Origin of the sequence: Rothia sp. CCM 9418 (genome assembly GCF_048512825.1) — a bacterium.
Lineage (GTDB): Bacteria > Actinomycetota > Actinomycetes > Actinomycetales > Micrococcaceae > Rothia.
Map to the genome: position 1 here is coordinate 369,752 of NZ_JBLXXX010000002.1, position 20,317 is coordinate 390,068.

The following is a 20,317-nucleotide window of genomic DNA, read 5'->3' on the forward strand; positions in this document are numbered from 1 at the left end:
TCGAGATTTCGCATATACAAATATATGGTGAAGGGGCTACCACCACCGATGGTAACCCCTTCACTTATGAAGTGTTAGAGCTTTGCTTTATTCACAGAAGCTCCATCCTCGACACTGTACCGATTAGTCGCGGTGACGACGACGATATTCACGAATACGTTCGTTGGAGTCAAGAATCACTTTACGAATGCGAATAGCTTCAGGAGTAACTTCCACACACTCATCTTCACGTGCCCATTCAAGAGACTCTTCGAGGGTGAGTTTCTTAGGCGGAGTCATGTTCTCGAAGTTATCCGCAGTAGAAGAACGCATGTTCGTTAGCTTCTTCTCCTTGGTGATGTTCACTTCCATATCGTCGGCACGTGAATTCTCACCGATAATCATGCCTTCATAGACTTCGGAGGTTGGCTCAACGAAAATCGTGCCTCGTTCTTGAAGGTTGATAATGGCATAAGGTGTTACGACACCGGCACGGTCAGAAATCATCGAGCCGTTGGTACGGTATTCGATGTCTCCAGCCCAAGGCTCATAGCCAGTTGCGTAGGAGGAAGAAATGCCTGCGCCGCGGGTTTCAGTCAAGAATTGGGTACGGAAACCGATCAATCCACGAGCGGGAACAGAGAATTCCATACGAACCCAGCCGGTGCCGTTATTCGCCATGTTCTCCATACGGCCTTTACGTGCTGCCATCAGCTGAGTTACTGCGCCAAGGAATTCTTCTGGAACGTCAATAATCATGTGTTCCATTGGCTCATGCAATTTTCCGTCAATGGTCTTGGTAACAACCTGAGGTTTACCGACGGTCAATTCGAAGCCTTCACGTCGCATCTGCTCCACCAAAATAGCAAGCGCGAGTTCACCACGACCTTGTACTTCCCAGGCGTCAGGACGCTGAGTAGGAAGAACCTTCAAAGAAACGTTACCGATAAGCTCTTTGTCGAGACGGTCTTTAACTTGACGTGCGGTGACTTTAGCACCTTTGACTTTACCGGCAAGAGGAGAGGTGTTGATACCGATAGTCATCGAGATTGCTGGGTCGTCAACAGTGATGAGCGGGAGCGCTTTAGGGTTATCAGGGTCGGTGAGGGTTTCACCGATGGTGATGTCTTCGATACCGGCAACTGCCACAATTTCGCCAGGTCCAGCTTCTTCTGCTGGTACGCGCTCGAGTGCTTTAGTGACCAGAAGTTCAGAAATGCGAACGTTCTTGAGCTGTCCGTCCTGACGTGCCCATGCAACGGTCTGTCCTTTTTTGATACGTCCGTTGAAGATACGCAACAATGCTAGACGCCCCAAGAAGGGTGATGAGTCAAGGTTGGTTACGTGTGCCTGAAGAACTTCGTTGGGGTCGTACGTTGGTGCTGGAACGTGATTGATGATGGTCTCAAAAAGAGGCTCAAGATCATCGTTATCAGGAAGAGCGCCGTCTGCTGGCTGGTTCATTGACGCAGCGCCAGCTTTACCGGAGGCATAGACGATGGGTACATCAAGCAAAGAATCTGCGTCGAGGTCGGGAACTTCGTCAGCGAGGTCGGAGGCAAGGCCAAGAAGCAAGTCCATTGATTCGGAGACGACTTCGTCGATGCGCGCATCAGGACGGTCTACTTTGTTGACTACCAGAATAACAGGTAGTTTTGCTGCTAGTGCTTTACGTAGCACGAAGCGAGTCTGAGGAAGAGGTCCTTCAGAAGCGTCGACCAAGAGAACGACACCGTCGACCATGGAGAGTCCGCGTTCGACTTCGCCGCCAAAGTCAGCGTGGCCGGGGGTGTCAATAACGTTAATGGTAATTTTTTCGCCCTGTGCAGAAGGGCCGTCGTAGAACACGGTGGTGTTCTTTGCCAAAATGGTGATGCCTTTTTCTTTTTCGAGGTCACCAGAGTCCATCACTCGGTCTTCAACGTCAGCGTGTGCAGAGAATGCGTTGGTCTGCTTCAGCATTGCATCAACGATAGTAGTTTTGCCGTGGTCAACGTGCGCCACAATTGCTACGTTGCGCAGGTCGCTGCGCGAAGCGGTGTTTTCAGACATGCGTATAAGTCTCGCTTAAATCTAGGGAATAAAAGATGCCCACTCAAGAACAAGTTATTTAGTAGTACCCACACAAAAAATGAGCACTCTGCAAAGAGGGCTTAGTGACATCATACCCGTCTTCATACTCAGATGCCCTCTACGGTGATAAAACTCCCTAAAAGATTTAGCTCATAGTTTTGTTTAAAAATTATGAGGCGGGTGTCCATCAGAAAACGATGGACACCCGCCTCCCACATCAAAGAGCACCGTGTGTGGAGTGCTACATCTTATTTTTTACGTGAGTTCCACGGCATCTTTCGAGAAGTTTTAGCAGAGCGGTCTGCTTCGACTTCTTCAGCCGTGACCATGCGAAGAGCCTGCGTATCAGTAATCTTCTTGATAGCTGCAGTATTTGCTTCGACCTGTAACGTCACATCATCAACGACAGAAGCAACGGCTTCTTCAACCGCTTCTTCGACAGCTGCTTCAACCTTCGCGTCAACAGCTTGTCCAACAGCTTGGTCAAGAGCCTGGTCCACAGCATTTTCAATAGCTTGTTCCATATGTGCTTCAACGTGTGCTTCAACTTGCGCTTCAACGCCTTCAGCAACCATTTCATCGACGGTTTCGCCAATACGTTCGTGAAGTTCTGCTGCGATTTCTTCTCGAGCGCTACGACGCTGAGCACGGACGAAGAGTCGATGTTCGTAACTCAACGCTTTGTAAAGCGAGATACACATCATGATAATCACAAAAGAGAACGGTAATGCCGTCAAGATTGCGATGGTTTGAATTGCTGTTAGCGAGTCTGTACCACCGACCAGAATCAAGACGATTGCGGTAGCAGCTGCTACAAGAACCCAGAAGACGCGAATCCACGTTTTAGGTTCAGGTGAACCGTTGGTAGAGAGCATACCTAAGACAAGTGCGCCAGAATCTGCTGAGGTTACGAAGAAAATCGTAATCAAGAGGACCGCACCAACGGTTAAGGCAGTACCAGCTGGCAAGTTCTCAAACATCTTAAATAGTGCGTTCTGAGCAGATACACTTCCGTCTGCTTCAAGGAGGCTCTTATTTTCAAAGAGTTCCTGATGCAGAGCGGTTCCACCAAGGACGGAGAACCAGAAGAAGGATGTCAGTGCTGGAACGATGAGGACGCCCATGACGAATTCACGAACGGAACGTCCTTTAGACACACGTGCGATGAACATTCCCACGAAAGGTGACCATGAAATCCACCAGCCCCAATAGAAGGTGGTCCATGCAGCTTGGAATTTCTCCCCTTCGTCGCCATAAAGGGCGAGGGTGTCGAAGGTCATGGACACCATGTTTTGGAGGTAGTTACCAATGGATCCAACAAACTCGCGAAGCAAGAAAATTGTTGGCCCAACCACCAAAACGAAGATACATACGATAGCTGCAAGCAGAAGGTTTCCGTTGGAGAGGAGCTTCATACCTTTTTCGAGTCCAGTCACTACAGAGAAAAGGGTGATACCCATCAATACAACAATGATTCCGACAAGCCATAGCTCGTTATCGGCAGGAATGTTGAGGTAACCAAGGCCAGCAGCAATCTGCATGACACCGAGACCTAGTGAGGTTGCGACGCCGAAGAGAGTTCCTACGAGCGCAACGATGTCAATGACGTCGCCCCATCCGCCTTTGACTCGATCACCGAGTAGGGGTTTGAGTGAGTAGCGGATGGATAGTGGCAGCTTGAGACGGTGTGCAGAGTATGCAATCGCCAAACCTACGATGACGTAGATAGCCCAGGGGTGGAATCCCCAGTGCAGGAAGGATTGGCTCATTGCTGCTTGAGCTACTTGTTGTTCGTTACCGCTCACGCCAGGACGTGGGGTGACGTAGTGCATGAGAGGTTCTGTTGCCCCGTAGAATACGAGGCCGATACCCATGCCTGCGGCGAAGAGGAATGCAAACCAGGTGGTAAAGGAATATTCAGGTTCGTCGTCGTCATTTCCGAGTTTGACGTCGCCCATGCGGGAGAATCCGAGGTAGAGCGCAAAAATCACGAAGAACGCAATGATTGCGACGTAGTACCAGCCGAAGTAGTTAATAACGTCGCTTTGTAGTGCGTTAAAAATTCCTTTAGCTTTTTGAGGGAAGAGGAGGGTGAACCCGATAAAAACCGCCATAATAACGGCAGCGGGCCAGAATACTTTACCGGAGAGGTTTCCGGCGCGCATATTGGCGCGGGTTTCTTGGCTTACGTCTGCTTTACGTAAGTCTGGAGCCCCCTCAGGTAGTGAAGTTTCAGTCTTAGCCATATGTGTTATTGCCTTATATCTCTGGTTACGAACTGTGATGTTTTCGTTAGTAAAAAACCCTGTATGGACAGGGCTAGCTCGTCCAGCATATCGAAAATATGAATCAATATCTACTAAATCATCAGATTACTTATAATTTATTAAGTAGGCTCATTATTTTTTCTCGAAGCACCCGTCAAATTTATGTCCCCTGTCACTAAATGAGTTTTTCTTCCGTGAAAACTAGGCAGAGCACCCACAAGAGAGGAAAATAAGAATTATGACTAACAACATCGTAAATCCCACCCAAACTACAGCATGGGATGCCCTCACACGTCACCATCAAGAGCTCAAACCCAACCTCCGTGGCTGGTTCACTCAAGACCCTCAACGCGCAGACAAGTTGAGCTTTACCGTGGCAGACCTTCACGTAGATCTCTCCAAGAACCTCATCAACGAGCAAACCCTCGAACTACTCACAGAACTAGCTCAACAGGTACAGCTTGAACAACGCCGCGACGCAATGTTTGCAGGCGAACATATCAATATCACGGAAGACCGCGCCGTACTCCACACAGCTCTACGCCGCCCACAGGGAGCAACACCAGAACTCATCGTCGATGAACAAAACGTTGACCACGATGTACACGACGTTCTCGCTAAAGTTTATGCCTTCGCAGAGCGCGTACGCTCTGGAAAATGGGTTGGCATCACCGGAAAACGCATTGAAACTATCGTCAACATCGGTATTGGCGGTTCAGATCTTGGCCCCGTCATGGTCTATGAGGCCCTCAAGTCTTATGCGCAACAGGGGCTAAAAGCACGTTTCATCTCAAACATTGACCCCACCGATGCCGCCGAGACCGTCCGCGACCTCGACCCTGAAACCACTTTATTTATTGTCGCTTCCAAAACTTTTGGAACACTCGAGACACTCACCAACGCGCGCGTATGCCGCGAATGGTTACTTGAAAAACTAGCAGCAACCGGAGCGCTAGATGGAAAAGAAAACCGCGAAGCCGTAGCACGCCACTTCGTAGCAGTTTCCACCGCTCTCGACAAGGTGGAAGCCTTCGGCATCGACCCCGAAAATGCCTTTGGGTTCTGGAACTGGGTGGGAGGACGTTACTCCGTAGACTCTGCTATTGGAACGTGTCTTGCCATCGTCCTTGGACCGCAGGTCTTTGAAGAATTTCTTGCCGGCTTCCATGCTGTTGACGAGCATTTCCGCACCATTGAACTCTCTCAGAACGTTCCTGCACTTATGGGATTACTCAACATCTGGAACGTTAACTTCTTGGGAGCAGAAACCCACGCAGTACTCCCCTATGACCAGTACTTGCACCGCTTCCCTGCATACCTACAACAGCTGACCATGGAATCTAACGGTAAGGGCGTCACAGCAGACGGAAAGCCCGTTATCTACAACACCGGCGAGGTTTTCTGGGGAGAACCAGGCACTAACGGGCAACACGCCTTCTACCAGCTCATCCACCAGGGCACTCGAATTATCCCCGCAGATTTTATTGCTTTTGCAAACCCCATTCACCCAACCCGTGACGGTGAGCAAGACGTTCACGAACTGTTCCTTGCAAACTTCTTCGCACAGACTAAAGCGCTGGCATTTGGTAAAACGGCAGAAGAGGTTCGCGCAGAAGGAACGGCAGAAGAAATTGTTCCTGCCCGCGTCTTTACAGGCAACCGCCCGACGACCTCTATCATGGCTTCACGCCTAACCCCTTCTGTCCTTGGACAGCTCATCGCTCTCTATGAGCACATCACCTTTGTTCAAGGCATTGTATGGGGTATTGACTCCTTCGACCAGTGGGGTGTTGAGCTAGGTAAAGAACTTGCGTTACAACTTGCTCCAGCTGTTGGTGGAGATAGCGACGTTCTTGCACAACAGGATTCTTCAACTCAAGGTCTCATTCAGTTCTATCTCAAGAATCGTACGGTCTAAGTAACGTACAAGATACATCTCAAAAGGGTGGGGTGAACACACCGTGCGGTGTGTTCACCCCACCCTCTATTTAATATGCTCAGTTACTGAGACGACGATCTTCGCTCCGTTGAATCAGCTGATGAATTTTAGCGTTTCTGATATTGCACTAGCTCATTAAGTATCGTTTCAAGAGTGTCTACCACAAGTGACTCGTCAAGGGTCGGGATACTCTTTGTTCCTTCTACTCCCCCAGTTTCTGCTGAGGCGCTGAATTCTTGAAAGCTTATCTCTGTCAATGCTGGTATATGAATAAATCCAGCATAAATATCTGGGGTATGGGCATAATGGTGCAATAGTTCGTACATCACGTGGTTACACACGTATGTGCCGGCGCTATACGATACTTCAACAGGCAATGACAGTTCTTGCATTCTAGCAATCAGAGAAGGTACGGGAAGTCTTGCGAAATAAGCAGTATCGCTTTCAGCTCGAATATGTTGATGTCGGCGTTGGTCTCCGTCATTATCGGGAATACGAGCCTCATCATAGTTAATAGCCACGTGTTCGATACTGATACAAGAACGACCAACAGCAACCCCTAAACTAATAATGATGTCGGGATTCTCTTCATCGAGTATTTGTATCAGCTGCTGAGAGCTCCTCGCAAAACTTACTGGCAACTCACGAATAACACATTGTATCTGTTCGCTACAGAACCGATGTTTGTACCGTTGCTGAAGTTTCTGTGCAACCGGTTCGGTGGGGTTGACAGGAACTCCGGGGAATGCCCCAAAGTATGTTACAAGTATTTTCATGCTTTCCTCCCTTGGCAAATGTCTCGTCAAAGCCACTATCCCCTAGACTATCGATATGCGCAAACATCATTCTTCCCGCACAGACCATCACCTCATACATCATCAAACGCTAGAACAAGATACTCCTGAAGCGCTTTTACTTGATGGCGACGCATATGAAGAAGAACGGCATAGCGAACAACGAACCCCAGCACAGCCTTTAACTCATTGTTCTGCGGTACAAGCAGTCACTCGATTTTATCGTTTCTTTAGTCTGAGGGAGGGGCAAGCAAGTACCTCTGAGTTCGTGTGGGGCATGGCGTGGTCTTGTTGTACGACGCTAGGAATTTTTATGTTAACCGTGTGGATGCATACGCAGGTAATGGCAGATGTTGTCGGCTCATTTTTTCGGGTGCTCTACATGCTGATGATTTATTGTGCGCCAGCTTGGTTTATCATCCACATTATGCCAACACTTTCTTTACTCAGACGGTTTTTCAATGGCAGAGTGTAGTTCTTGAGCAACCAGAGCCGGAAAGATATGAGCGGTATTTAGGGGTGCTTGATGTTCTAAGTGCGTGTCTGCAGGGTTCACCCATTGAGCTTGGACAATTTCTGCTCTCAATAAGAAAGATGACTCGGGGACACTCGACATAATTGGCAGGTATCGAAAAACTTTTGCTCTTACGGTGCGTCCAGGTTCGTTCAGAGCCTCAGCTTCGAAGGTTCCACAATAGGTGAGGTCTTCTTCTGCGCAGTTGATACCTAGCTCTTCAAAGACTTCTCGGCGAGCAGTTTGTGCCGGGCTCTCGTGAGGTTCAGGTTTTCCTCCAGGGAGCATAAAACCGGTGGTTCCGTTTTTGCGGACTGTTAACACTTCGCCGTTCTGGTTCATCAAGATGACGGCACTCACGTAAATGGGTGGAGGAAAAGTCATAAGTCTTAGCATACCTCGTAACGATTGGGTAGCTGATATGGCTTTTTCTCAAGAGATAAAGTCATATACACGCTTAGTTCTCTGTGCTAGAGGACACATTAGAGTATTGTTGTATACAGCACAACCGTATACAACACACACGGGAGACGAAACCCATGTCCAAAATTATCTACACCCACACCGACGAAGCACCGCTTCTAGCGACCTACTCCTTCAAGCCCATTGTTGAAGCCTATACTCGTCAAGCAGGTATCAACATCGAAACGCGAGACATCTCGTTGTCTGGACGCATCCTTGCACAATTCCCAGAACGGCTCACCCCAGAGCAGCGCGTCGATGATGCGCTCACCGAGTTAGGTGAACTCGCACAAACCCCTGAAGCAAATATCATCAAGCTCCCTAATATCTCAGCATCATTGCCTCAGCTCAAAGCAGCTATCCAAGAGCTTCAATCTCAGGGATACGATATTCCCGATTATCCCGAAGAAGTGCAGACCCCAGAAGACGCCGACATACGAGCACGGTATGACAAGGTCAAAGGATCAGCAGTAAACCCTGTTCTCCGTGAAGGAAATTCTGACCGCCGTGCACCACTATCGGTCAAAAACTATGCACGAAAAAATCCGCATCGTATGGGAGCATGGTCTCAAGATTCAGCAACTTCAGTTGCCACAATGAGCGCTGGAGATTTCCGAGACCATGAGCAGTCTATCGTTATGGAAGCAGAAGACACACTGCGTATCGAACACGTCGATACTGAAGGTCAAGTGACTGTTCTCAAAGAATCTCTTCCTGTGCGTGCAGGAGAAATTATCGATGGAACGTATATGGATGTCGCAGCACTTCAAACGTTCCTTGCAGAAAGTATTGAACAGGCAAAGAAAGATCACGTACTCTTCTCCGTCCACCTTAAAGCTACGATGATGAAGGTCTCCGACCCCATTATTTTTGGGTACGTTGTTCGAGCATTCTTTGCTGAACTTTTTGAAAAGTATGGAGAAGAACTTAAACGTCTTGGGCTCAACGGAAATAATGGTTTAGGCGCTATTCTTGACGGTGTCGAACAGTTATCTGAACAAACACGCGAAGATATCATGCGCATGATTACTCGCCGATTGGCTGAAGGCCCCGACCTAGCGATGGTCAATTCTGATCGAGGAATTACCAACCTTCACGTTCCTTCAGACGTTATTGTTGACGCTTCAATGCCTGCGATGATTCGCTCCTCTGGTCATATGTGGAACGCTAGAGGAGAAGAGCAAGACACTCTTGCTGTTCTACCAGATTCTTCTTACGCGGGTGTATATCAAGTCGTTATCGATGATTGCAAGAAAAACGGTGCGCTTGACCCCACAACTATGGGAACTGTACCTAACGTTGGGCTCATGGCGCAAAAGGCCGAAGAATACGGTTCTCACGATAAAACCTTTGAAATTGAGTCAGAAGGTACTGTGCGTATCGTCAATTCTGCGGGCGAAACGCTCATGGAACACCATGTTCAGGCTGGCGATATTTGGCGCGGATGCCAAACCAAAGACATCCCTGTTCAAGACTGGGTCAAGTTAGCAGTTACTCGTGCCCGTGAATCTCAGACCCCCGCAGTATTCTGGCTCGACGATTCTCGCGCCCATGACCGTGCACTAGCCCAAAAAGTACGTCGCTATCTCAAAGAGCACGATACTGAAGGTCTTGAGATTCACATTTTGTCTCCTCAAGAGGCAACACAATTTTCTCTGGATCGTATTCGTCAAGGGAAAGACACCATATCCGTCACAGGAAACGTTCTACGTGACTATCTAACGGACCTCTTCCCTATCCTTGAGCTAGGTACCAGCGCAAAAATGCTCTCCATTGTCCCACTCATTAATGGCGGTGGGCTCTTTGAGACAGGTGCCGGTGGTTCCGCTCCCAAGCATGTTCAGCAGGTCATAGAAGAGAACCATCTACGGTGGGATTCTCTCGGTGAGTTCTTGGCGTTGGCAGCATCTTTAGAACACCTGGCAAAAACAACCGGCAATGCTCAAGCTCAGGTGCTTGCCGATACTTTGGATCGTGCAACAGGAACGTTCCTGACCGAGAATAAGTCTCCATCACGTCGTGTAGGAGAACTTGATAACCGTGGTTCTCACTTCTATCTGGCGTTGTTCTGGGCTCAAGAACTTGCCCAGCAACAGCAAGATACACAGTTGGCAGAAATTTTTGCCCCTGTTGCTCAACAACTAGAACAGCATGAAGACACCATTGTTGAGGAACTTCTCCAAGTACAAGGTCATTCTGTTGAGCTAGGTGGGTATTATCGTCCACGTTCGTCGCAGGCAGAGACTATCATGCGTCCTTCGACGACGTTCAATCAGGTTCTTGAGACCCTGATGTAAAAGCTCTTTGTCGATACAAGAAACCGTTGCTACCACCATATATGCGAGGTAGCAACGGTTTCTTCTTTATTCTGGCAATAAAACGTTCTGGGATTCTTCTAAATAGCATTTTGCACATAAGGATTCATACCCGACGTGCACACCATCAATAGCGACTTGAGATCCAGAAAAAATAAACTTTCCATCAACGGTACGGCCGTTGAAGAGTGCTTTGCGTCCGCAACGACAAATAGTCTTAAGCTCTTCAAGAGTATGCGCTATCTCTAATAATCGTGCTGAGCCAGAAAATGCTTTTGTTTGAAAATCTGTACGGATTCCGTAGCACATGACCGGAATATCATCGAGCACAGCAATCCGCATTAAATCGTCAACTTGTGTGCTGGTCAGAAATTGCGCTTCGTCTACTAAGAGACAAGAGATAGGAAGCGACACTCCGTTATCTGCTGTTTTTAAACATGTTTGTGTAAAGAGTTCTCGTACGTTTGCTTCCATTCCGATAAGAAAATCTACTTCACGGCTAACACCTAAACGAGAGAGAATTTTTTGGTCGCCTTTAGTATCAACTTGTGGTTTGGCTAGGAGAACTTTCTGTCCTCGTTCTTCGTAGTTATAGGCAGCTTGCAATAGTGCAGTAGATTTTCCAGAGTTCATTGCACCGTAGCGAAAATATAGCTTTGCCATCTCATCTCTCGTTCTTTTAGAATTATGCCTCACTTATTCTAACGGGTATTTGAACACATCAAAGACCCAGCCTCTTAGACCGTTGGTATATAAGCTCAATGCTGTTCTTCGCCGGAGACTACACAGCAAGCACCTACGACACCACACCAAGATGAGCAGAGGGCAACTATACTTATATGTGAGCTATCCGTAATCCCGAGCTAAAAGAACAGACTAGAGGTGTTCAGATGATTTCTACTAGCGACGTTGAAGCGTTGTTGGCACCCCCTGCTAGAGAGACTGACCCTCTAGACATTATTATGGAGCAGAACAAGTCCCGTTTAACAGAGCTTGTTCCGGTACGCATCGGGCGTATGTCGGAGTCTCCTTTTGCGTATTATCGTGGCACGGCAGGACCTATGGCGGCAGATTTGGCAACCCGCCCCAACTCGGGGGTTTTCCCCTTAATCTGTGGAGACGCACATATTGGAAATTTCGGGTATTTCGCTTCTCCCGAACGTAATTTGCTCTTTGACCTCAACGATTTTGATGAAGCAGGTCGAGGCCCCTTCGAATGGGACCTCAAAAGATTAGCAACATCAGTGTACCTAGCAGCTATAGATAACGGTGAAAACGAACAAACAGCAACAACTCTCGCTGAAAAAACTTCTAAATATTATCGACGAACCATTTTACGGATGAATCAGCAAAGCGCATTAGACCGATACTATGAGCGTGTTAACACCGATAATCTTGAAGAACTGATTAAAGAAGAATATCAACCAATCTTTAATAAATTTGAGCGCAAAGCACGTAACCGTAATTCAGAGCAGGCGCTTCATAAATTCACTGTCACAGATGACCACGGCAATATCCGCATTGTTGATCAGCCACCACTCACCTTACACACCGATGAGATGAGCCTTGAGTCCATGCGCGAGTTATGGCAACAGTACCTTTATTCTGCTCGCCCAGATATCCGTTATCTGCTCAGAAACTTCCGTATGAAAGACCACGTTCTTCGCGTTGTAGGTGTTGGTTCTGTTGGAACACGTTGCTTCATCACACTTCTTCAAGACCAGCTTGGTAATCCCCTCTTCATTCAAGTGAAAGAAGCACAAGATACGGTGTTGCACACTTACGGAAAAATTGAGCAGACTTCGGAATCTCTAGGCTTTCCTGACCGCCCCATGGGTAATGGCTTCCGTGTTGTCGCCGGACAGCGAGTAATGCAATCACAGTCAGATGCGTTCCTCGGGTGGATTACTGATGTTCCGACTCGACAAGGAACAACCACCGATTATTATGTGCGTCAGTTCAGAGATATGAAGGGCTCTATCAATATTTCTGCATTAGACGCTGAAGGTCTTAAACAGACAGCGAAAGTGTGCGCATCGCTTCTGGCGCGAGCACATGCGCAGTCACGCCATATTGACGATATCGCGGTATATTGTGAGGCCGATAAAATATTTGATGTGCATATGGGGCGTTTCGCCCATTCCTATGCACAGATTTGCACCCAAGATTTTCGCCGTTTGCACAGCGCAGTTGAGGACGGAAAATTACCTATTCAATATGCACTCTAACCCCTAAATATAAGGAGCCGCCCATGAGCGATTTTGTTCCCTACCTTGTTCTTCCTGTCCTTTGTGGAGTAGGAGCTAAATTCCTAAGACTTCCCCCGATGCTCGGTTTTTTATTGAGCGGAATTATTCTGAACATTCTAGGGTACGAACCAGTAGAGGCCATCTCGAAACTTGGTGATCTGGGTGTGACTCTCATGCTCTTCACGATTGGTTTGAAGCTAGACCCTCGTTTACTTTTTAGAACTGAAGTTTGGCTCACTAGCGCTGTTCATCTTGTCATTACCACGGGGTGTGGGGCATCTTTTATTCTTTTTCTGACCGCTCTAGGGTTAGGTGTTCATGAAGTAATCCCTCTAGAGCAAGCAGCTATTTTAGGTTTTGCGCTCTCTTTTAGCTCTACAGTCCTTGTTGCAAAGACTCTTGAAGAACGTTCTGAAACGCGTTCTTTATATGGGCGCACGGCATTAGGTATCCTCGTTGTTCAGGATCTTTTTGCAGTATTATTTGTGGCTGTTTCTGGTGAGCATTCACCGACGTGGTGGGCTTTAGGACTAGTTTTCTTAGTTCCTGCTTCGTGGCTTTTCAAAAAAGGTCTTGCGCAGATGGGGCATGGTGAGTTGCTCGTTCTGTATGGCATTGTTCTTGCTTTTGTTCCAGGTTATTGGCTTTTTGACATGGTTGGTGTCAAAGGTGATTTAGGTGCTCTTGTGATGGGCATGCTGGTTGCCTCTCACCCGAAGTCTAATGAGCTTTCACGTATTCTGTTCTCGTTGAAAGAGCTCATGCTTGTTGGTTTCTTTGTCTCCACCGGACTTGCCGGTGTACCGTCGTTGAGCCAGTCATTATTTGCGTTCTTGCTGTTATTCTTGCTCCCTATCAACACCGTGGCATATACAGCAATTTTGCGGTGGGCGGGTCTTTCTCCTCGTACTTCGGTGTTGACGTCGTTGACGCTGACTAATTTTAGTGAGTTCTGCATTATTGTGATTGCGATGAGCACTAGTGCTGGTTTGCTTGATTCTTCCTGGACTATTACTTTCTCGTTAGCAGTATCGTTGAGTTTTGTTCTCGGAACTATATTAAATATGCGTGGTTCTTCGTTGCCGTCTCGTCTTGCGGCGTTGGTTCCGCCGGTGCCTGTTCATCGACGCCATCCTGAAGAGCGCCCCGTTGAGTTGGGTGATGTTCAAGCTGTTATTTTTGGTATGGGCAAGATTGGTCGTGCGACCTACGATGATTTAGTTCAGAACTATCAATTGCCAGTTGCTGGGGTTGATACATCGGAGCTTCGAGTGAGTGCCCTTGCAGAGCAGGGCTATAACGTGATTGAGGCTGATGCAACCGATGAGAAGTTTTGGGAGCGCGTTACGGATAACCCACAGGTACATCTTGTGATTCTTGCGATGCCGGTTCATGGTACGAACGTTGATGCGATGCGTCATGCGATTGAGGCTCACTCTCATTGTGCTTTTGTGGCGGTGTCTCAATATGCTGATGAGATTAAAGAGCTTAAAGAGTTGGGGGCTGATACTGTGGTGAATCTTTATGACGGTGCAGGTTCTACTCTTGCAGAAGCTGGTTATAAGTCTTTTATTGAGAAGTTCCACCCGCGTACGGGTTCTATCACAACAGCATCTTCAGAGAGCTAGTTTGAGATAATAGAAAAGTCCTGGTCAGCAAATGCTGTCCAGGACTTTTCTCTATTTTAGAGGGTATTAGTGTTTTCTTTTGTCTACGCGTAGGCCGGATACGTCGACATCTTCTAGCGGAATCATGGTAGATTTAGTGACCATTTTGTGGATGAGCCAGACGGCAATAAAGATTGGCAAACCGATATATGCGCTGGTTACTTCAAGGAGCTGTCCGTTGAATACTGCTTGGTAGTTTTGTCCGAGGATAACGATAACGCACATGACGAAAGCGACGATAGGACCTAGTGGGAACAGCGGAGCGGTGTAGGGAAGGTCGGAGAGGTCTTTTCCCTGTGCAATGTAGGCACGGCGGAAACGGTAGTGGCTGATAGCAATACCGACCCAGCAAATGAATCCGGAGAGGCCTGAGATGTTAATAAGCCAGGTGTAGGCGGAGCCTTCACCGATAATAGCGGTGAGGAATCCGAAGATTCCAACGGCGGCGGTGGCTAGCAGAGCGGGCATTGGTACACCACGGCTGTTGACCTTTGCGAAGATTTGAGGGGCTTTTTTCTCGATGGCAAGTGCGTAGAGCATGCGTGAGGAGACGTAGAGTCCTGAGTTGCCGGCGGAGAGAACAGCGGTGAGGATTACAGCGTTCATGAGTCCTGCTGCAAAGGCAATGCCGGTACGTTCGAAGACAAGGGTGAATGGTGAGTATGCGATGTCTGTTGCGTCAGTGCGGAGGAGGTTGGGGTCGGTGTAGGAGATGAGGAATCCGATGACGATAATCGCGCCGATGTAGAACAGCATGATACGCCAAAAAACAGATTTAATGGCTTTGGGGACGTCTCGGCTGGGGTTCTCTGCTTCTCCTGCTGCGACGCCAACCATCTCGGTGCCTTGGAAGGAGAATCCTGCGACCATGAAGATGGAGATGATGGAGAGCCATCCGCCGACGAAGGGTGCTTCTCCGTTTGTCCAGTTATGGAATCCTGGGGAGGTCCCTCCGATAATTCCGAAAATCATGGCAACGCCGGCAATGAGGAAGACGATGACGGTAATGACTTTGATGGTTGCTAACCAGAATTCCCCTTCTCCGTAAGCTCGGGAGGAGAGTGCGTTAAGGGCGGTTAGTAGGATGAGGAAGGTTGCTGCCCAGACCCATCCTGGTACTCCTGGTAGCCAGAAGTTCATGACGATACCGGCTGCGACGAGTTCTGCTGCGACGGTGATGGCCCAGTTGAACCAGTAGTTCCATCCCATTGCGAAGCCGAAAGATGGTGAGACGAAGCGTGCGGCGTAGGTTTGGAAAGAGCCTGGTACTGGTAGGTGTGCGGACATTTCGCCGAGAGATTGCATGAGGAGCAATACCATGAGTCCGATAAGTGAGTAGGCGACGATAGCGCCGCCGGGGCCTGCGGTGGCGATGGTTTCGCCGGAGGCTACGAATAGTCCGGTTCCGATAGCGCCGCCGATGGCGATCATTTGCATGTGGCGGCTTTGTAGGCCACGTTTGAGTTGCTTTTCTGAGGTGGGCAACTCGTGTTTGGTTTCGGACATAGTTTTGCCTTTAACGTTGTGAGGGGAAATGTACATCAAAGGTACATAAGAAAATCTTATGTACCTTAAGTTATTTTTCAGATTACCAGTTATGGTCTTTAAAAACAGGGGTATATTTGCGTAATCCTCAGCACGAAACCCATAGAAAACCATAAAAAAGCTTTCACACACCACAAAAAAGAACCGGCAGTGTGTAACACACTGCCGGTTCTTCATCTAACACCTAAAAGATTGAAACCCCACTTATGATGGAGTATCTGTGCGCAGAAATTTCACTGAAGTCTCGTGCTGAACAGTACGAGAGACCGTGCAATCTTTCTCATGAGATAGCTGTAAAAGTCGTTCAATCAAGGAAGCAGCTTTCTTGCCACCTTGGTCTTCGGGAAAAGCAAGGTCAAAAGCTACCTGAACATCGTCAAGACGAACCGCACCGTTTTCTTCAATACGCAAGGCAGAAGGAGTAACTTTAAAAACCTCTGGTTCGGTGTGTCGAGAAGTCACCACATCAACATCAATGGACGCACATCCGGCAATAGCAGCTAATAGCAAGTCCACGGGGCTAAGTAGCCCCTCCCCTCGACCGAAATCAAGAGTCGACCCCTGAGCATTAGTTACACGGTAGTGAGAAACCCCTAAGCGTTCAACCTGCACACTACGATAGTTTGGGTCCATCTCACGAGTAGGAATATCAGTTTTAGTATTTTCTTGTTCACTCATTTTTATCCCCTCACTGGGAAAGATATATAGTTTAGAATGTCCTAACGAATACAACATTAGCTTGTCGTATTCTATTCCAGTTTCGTGAGAACTTTTCTAAGATATCTATATGTCCGATAGCACAACGCCATCTCAAACACCGAAGGATGACGCCCCACCAATCCATGGAACGTATCAGCAAACATTCCCTCACGAAAGCGGATTTCATGAAGCGTTTAGGCTCACCGGCGTTATATGGGGTGGTTTTGTCTTTATGGGTATGGGGCTAGGAATCCTCCTCACCTCTTTACATCTTCCATGGTGGCTTGCTCCCGTTATTTCTTTCTTTGTGTTTGCAGGTTCTGTTGAATTCTTGTTAGTAGGAATGATTGCCTCGCACGCACCACTACTTTCTATTGCAGCCAACACTTTTCTCGTCAACGCACGACATCTTATCTATGGTCTATCTTTTCCGCTGCATCAGGTCAAAGGAAAACTTGCAAAAACATACTCTATCTATGCTCTCACCGACGAAATCTTTGCACTGACAGCAGGAAAAGATGCGACAAAACTACGTTCATCTAGCATTTTATGGATGCAAGCAATGCTTCATGTGTGTTGGACGGCAGGCAGCGCTATGGGTGCTGTTATCGGGGCGAGTTTCCTCTCCCACATTAAAGGTGTTGATTTTGTGATGACGGCGCTCTTTATTATTTTGGCGTTAGATTCTTATCGGGCTACACACGATAATATCTGTGCCGTGCTAGCAGTATTCTCTGGGGTGGTTGCGATGGTGTTTTTCCCACAGTCCATGCTCACAGTTGCTCTTTTGTTGTATGTTTTCTTACTAATTTTGCGATATTTTGCTCTCGAATTTGCAGAGAAGAAGGCTCAACATCATGCCTAACGTCGAATATATGCTTCTTGCTGTAGCAGTTGCCAGCGCCGTCACTTTTGTTCTACGAGCAGTTCCTTTTGCCGTTAAAAATGCGTTAGAAGATTCTCCCCTGATTGAAAACTTAAGCCGTTGGATTCCCTCAGGTGCAATGATTCTTTTAGCAATTTATGCGCTTTATCATCTTGATTATTCTTCTCCTGAGAACGTTATCCCCTATCTTTTAGGTGCTGTTGTCACAATCGTGGTGCATCTGAGCACTCAACACATGGTGGCTTCTCTCGTCAGCGGAACGGTCGTATGCGTCTTGCTCGCAAACATTGTTTTCGTCTAAAGGTTCAAGAACTAAGAGGTTAAACACCATGGGGTGGTTGTACAGAGCATCTGTACAACCACCCCATACGTGTTAAAAACGAGGTGATTTATTCTTATGCTTTGAGGACAGCGAGCGCTGCTTCATAGTTTGGTTCGTCGTGGATTTCTTCCACAAGCTGAGAGTGCAAGACCACGCCCTGCGCGTCTAATACGACAACAGAACGAGCGAGTAAGCCAGCTAGTGGTCCGTCTTCAAGAAGAACACCGTAATCTTGCCCGAAGGTGGAGCGGAAGTCTGAAGCAGTGACAACGTTTTCGATACCTTCAGCGCCGCAGAAGCGACCTAGTGCGAAAGGGAGGTCCTTAGAAACACACACAACAACGGTGTTTTCTAAGGACGCAACTTCTTTGTTGAATGTGCGTACAGACTGAGCGCATACGCCAGTATCAACGGAAGGGAAAATATTCAGAACGATGTTCTTACCTTCAAAGTCTGCGTTGGTTACCTCAGAAAGATCTGCACCAACAACAGAGAATGCTGGCGCGTGTGCACCAACTGCGGGAAGTTCACCAACGGTGTGGACGGTATTACCTTTTAGTTTTGTTTCTGCCATGACTCTATTCTTTATCACTTGCCTGAGAAACAGCAAGGAAAATGGCGAAAGTATCTCTCAAAGCGTCATATTTTTCTGAAGAGGTGTACCTCTAACGGATGTTGTTCTTCTTGCCAGAAACCGATAAGAGTTGTACAGCTTATCTAGAGGAGCACGTCTTAAATTAACTTAGGTCTACCTAAGAGAGTCAAAGCTCTCTAAGCTAGAAGTATGAGCAAAACTTATCACTATGAACATAAAGTTCCCGGCGGAAAACTTGTTGTTGCAGACCTTTGCGCTGACGGTGCAGAAGTAACTGAAGCACAAATATCAGGAGATTTCTTTGTTGAACCAGATGAAGCGTTCCTTGCTCTCTCCCCTGCTCTTGTAGGAATGCCTGTACGGGCAGGCGTTGAAGATATTGTTCGACGTCTTGAAAAAGCGCTTGAGTCACACCCAACGACTCAGATGCATGGGGTGAGCTGTCAGGACATTGCCTTTGCGGTGCGTCGAGCTTTAGCAGAAGCAAAGATTTTTTCTGACTTTGAATGGGAAATAATTGACCCAGGTGTTCTCCCCACTCCGCTTAACGTTGCTTTAGACGAGTACCTTGTCGAAGAAATTCGACAGGGGCGACGCAAACCAACCCTACGTTTTTGGCACTGGGATGACTGTGCCACTGTTATTGGCGCATTTCAGTCGTATCAGAATGAGCTATACCCCGAGGGTATTCAAGAGCACCAAGTGCAAGTAGTACGCCGTGCAACCGGCGGCGGTGCCATGTTTATGGAAGGTGGAAACTGCATCACCTATTCCATCTATGCGCCAGAATCTCTTGTAGCAGGTCTTTCTTATGAAGAGTCGTATGAGTTTCTTGATCAGTGGGTGCTTCAGGCGTTAGCGGAGCACGGTGTGAATGCTTGGTATCAGCCTATTAATGACATCACCTCTGATGCCGGAAAGATTGGTGGAGCAGCCCAGAAACGAAGCTACGGTATCGTTCTTCACCATGTCACGATGAGCTACGATATCGACGCCGATAAAATGCTTGAAGTTTTGCGTATTGGTAAGGCAAAAATCTCTGATAAGGGTGTACGTTCGGCAAAGAAACGTGTAGACCCACTACGCCGGCAGACAGGCGCTACTCGTGAAGAAATTATTCAGACCATGAAAGCGGTGTTCGCTTCTCGTTATGGGGCAACAATGGGTGAGCTCACGGCCCAAGAACGTGAACAAGCCCAAAAACTTGTTGATGAAAAGTACGGCACGACTGAGTGGACACATCGAGTGCCCTAAAGGTGAGGTAGGCGCTGAACTGTCATAGGGGCAAAGGCTCTGGGGCGGCAACCTTGTAAAGAAGGTTACCGCCCCAGAGAAGTGTGTTAAAAGAAAGTCTTAAGGTTAGTGTGCAAGCCCTGGGAAAGCGCCAAGCATGCCAGCAATGAGCATCTGCATTCCGATAACGCCTAGTAGGAGACCCATTAAACGGGTCATAATATTCAGGCCATTTTGACCTAAAAATTTTACGATACCGCTACCGTAGCGGAAGCAAAGATACGTCACCACGCACAAGAGGCCAAAAGCAGCCAAGGTGATAGGGATATCAGATAAATTTCCTTGAGCAGAATAGTTCATTGCAGTAGCAATAGTTCCAGGTCCAGCAAGTAGCGGCATACCAAGGGGCGATATTGCAACAGATAGTAGCTGCTCTTTGCTCGCTTCCTGATCAGATTGGCTTGGGTGAGCAAAAGAAGAATGGTTCCCTTGTAGCATATGGTAGCCGATCAGAAAGACGAGTATGCCTCCAACAATCCGTAGAGCGGGCAACCCGATACCGAATTCTTCAAAGATGAGTTTTCCAGAAAGTGAAAACACCACGACAATAGAGAAAGCAAAAAGTAGTGAACGGGCCGCTACCGAATTACGTGTTTTAGTGTCGTCTCCTTGAACCAGGCTGATAAACACCGGCAAGTTTGATAATGGGTTCATGATGGCAAAAAACGCCATAAATATGGTCATGAATTGAGCAAGCATAGTGTTTTTCTGTCGATAA

Annotated in this window: 17 protein-coding genes; 8 read left to right on the forward strand and 9 right to left on the reverse strand. The window is 47.7% G+C overall.

Annotated elements, in window-relative coordinates; all coding sequences use genetic code 11:
- Window positions 1-123: 123 nt before the first annotated feature.
- Complete coding sequence (gene typA / locus ACN083_RS04395) at window positions 124-2,031, reverse strand: translational GTPase TypA (protein ID WP_419101602.1); 1,908 nt, start codon at window positions 2,029-2,031, stop codon at window positions 124-126.
- Window positions 2,032-2,300: 269 nt separating this feature from the next.
- Window positions 2,301-4,298, reverse strand: coding sequence for a BCCT family transporter (locus tag ACN083_RS04400; RefSeq protein WP_419101603.1), 1,998 nt, complete (start codon window positions 4,296-4,298; stop codon window positions 2,301-2,303).
- A gap of 259 nt (window positions 4,299-4,557) precedes the next feature.
- Between ACN083_RS04400 and pgi the strand changes: the two genes are divergently transcribed.
- The gene (pgi, locus tag ACN083_RS04405; protein WP_419101604.1) at window positions 4,558-6,237 is read left to right on the forward strand and encodes a glucose-6-phosphate isomerase; all 1,680 of its coding nucleotides are present in this window, start codon (window positions 4,558-4,560) and stop codon (window positions 6,235-6,237) included.
- A gap of 128 nt (window positions 6,238-6,365) precedes the next feature.
- Here pgi and ACN083_RS04410 read toward each other — a convergent pair whose 3' ends face one another.
- A complete protein-coding gene (locus ACN083_RS04410) occupies window positions 6,366-7,034 on the reverse strand; it encodes a pyroglutamyl-peptidase I (protein WP_419101605.1) in 669 nt (222 codons plus the stop codon).
- Between the two features lie 55 nt (window positions 7,035-7,089).
- On the opposite strand from ACN083_RS04410, the gene ACN083_RS04415 reads away from it, so the two are divergent.
- Complete coding sequence (locus tag ACN083_RS04415; RefSeq protein ID WP_419101606.1) at window positions 7,090-7,527, forward strand: hypothetical protein; 438 nt, start codon at window positions 7,090-7,092, stop codon at window positions 7,525-7,527.
- On the opposite strand, the gene ACN083_RS04420 is transcribed toward ACN083_RS04415, so the two are convergent.
- Window positions 7,495-7,950 (reverse strand): NUDIX hydrolase, encoded by a 456-nt coding sequence (locus tag ACN083_RS04420; RefSeq protein WP_419101607.1) that lies wholly within the window; start codon window positions 7,948-7,950, stop codon window positions 7,495-7,497. The two genes, ACN083_RS04415 and ACN083_RS04420, sit on opposite strands and share 33 nt — an antisense overlap.
- Window positions 7,951-8,105: 155 nt before the next feature.
- Between ACN083_RS04420 and ACN083_RS04425 the strand changes: the two genes are divergently transcribed.
- On the forward strand, window positions 8,106-10,325 hold the full coding sequence (locus ACN083_RS04425; protein ID WP_419101608.1) for an NADP-dependent isocitrate dehydrogenase: 2,220 nt from the start codon (window positions 8,106-8,108) through the stop codon (window positions 10,323-10,325).
- A 66-nt stretch (window positions 10,326-10,391) separates the two neighbouring features.
- Here the strand turns inward: ACN083_RS04425 and ACN083_RS04430 are convergent, their stop codons facing one another.
- The gene (locus ACN083_RS04430) at window positions 10,392-11,006 is read right to left on the reverse strand and encodes a thymidine kinase (protein ID WP_419101609.1); all 615 of its coding nucleotides are present in this window, start codon (window positions 11,004-11,006) and stop codon (window positions 10,392-10,394) included.
- A 227-nt stretch (window positions 11,007-11,233) separates the two neighbouring features.
- Here ACN083_RS04430 and ACN083_RS04435 point away from each other — a divergent pair, with 227 nt between their 5' ends.
- Complete coding sequence (locus tag ACN083_RS04435) at window positions 11,234-12,571, forward strand: DUF2252 domain-containing protein (protein WP_419101610.1); 1,338 nt, start codon at window positions 11,234-11,236, stop codon at window positions 12,569-12,571.
- A gap of 23 nt (window positions 12,572-12,594) precedes the next feature.
- Entirely contained in the window at window positions 12,595-14,220 is a 1,626-nt protein-coding gene (locus tag ACN083_RS04440; protein WP_419101611.1) for a cation:proton antiporter, read from the forward strand.
- Window positions 14,221-14,286: 66 nt separating this feature from the next.
- Here the strand turns inward: ACN083_RS04440 and ACN083_RS04445 are convergent, their stop codons facing one another.
- Both ACN083_RS04445 and ACN083_RS04450 read right to left on the reverse strand, forming a co-directional pair.
- Window positions 14,287-15,765, reverse strand: a complete 1,479-nt coding sequence (locus tag ACN083_RS04445) for an amino acid permease (RefSeq protein WP_419101612.1) — start codon at window positions 15,763-15,765, stop codon at window positions 14,287-14,289.
- A 243-nt stretch (window positions 15,766-16,008) separates the two neighbouring features.
- Window positions 16,009-16,482, reverse strand: a complete 474-nt coding sequence (locus ACN083_RS04450; protein WP_419101613.1) for an OsmC family protein — start codon at window positions 16,480-16,482, stop codon at window positions 16,009-16,011.
- A gap of 109 nt (window positions 16,483-16,591) precedes the next feature.
- Here ACN083_RS04450 and ACN083_RS04455 point away from each other — a divergent pair, with 109 nt between their 5' ends.
- Window positions 16,592-17,368, forward strand: coding sequence for an AzlC family ABC transporter permease (locus tag ACN083_RS04455; protein ID WP_419101614.1), 777 nt, complete (start codon window positions 16,592-16,594; stop codon window positions 17,366-17,368).
- A complete protein-coding gene (locus ACN083_RS04460) occupies window positions 17,361-17,690 on the forward strand; it encodes an AzlD domain-containing protein (protein WP_419101615.1) in 330 nt (109 codons plus the stop codon). The genes ACN083_RS04455 and ACN083_RS04460 overlap by 8 nt, the downstream gene beginning before the upstream one ends.
- 94 nt (window positions 17,691-17,784) lie before the next feature.
- Here the strand turns inward: ACN083_RS04460 and tpx are convergent, their stop codons facing one another.
- Window positions 17,785-18,285 carry a thiol peroxidase gene (tpx, locus tag ACN083_RS04465; protein WP_419101616.1) on the reverse strand — a complete coding sequence of 167 codons (501 nt, stop codon included), beginning with the start codon at window positions 18,283-18,285 and terminating at the stop codon, window positions 17,785-17,787.
- Window positions 18,286-18,495: 210 nt separating this feature from the next.
- On the opposite strand from tpx, the gene ACN083_RS04470 reads away from it, so the two are divergent.
- Entirely contained in the window at window positions 18,496-19,560 is a 1,065-nt protein-coding gene (locus ACN083_RS04470) for a lipoate--protein ligase family protein (RefSeq protein WP_419101617.1), read from the forward strand.
- Between the two features lie 105 nt (window positions 19,561-19,665).
- On the opposite strand, the gene ACN083_RS04475 is transcribed toward ACN083_RS04470, so the two are convergent.
- A complete protein-coding gene (locus tag ACN083_RS04475; protein WP_419101618.1) occupies window positions 19,666-20,298 on the reverse strand; it encodes a MarC family protein in 633 nt (210 codons plus the stop codon).
- Window positions 20,299-20,317: the final 19 nt, after the last annotated feature.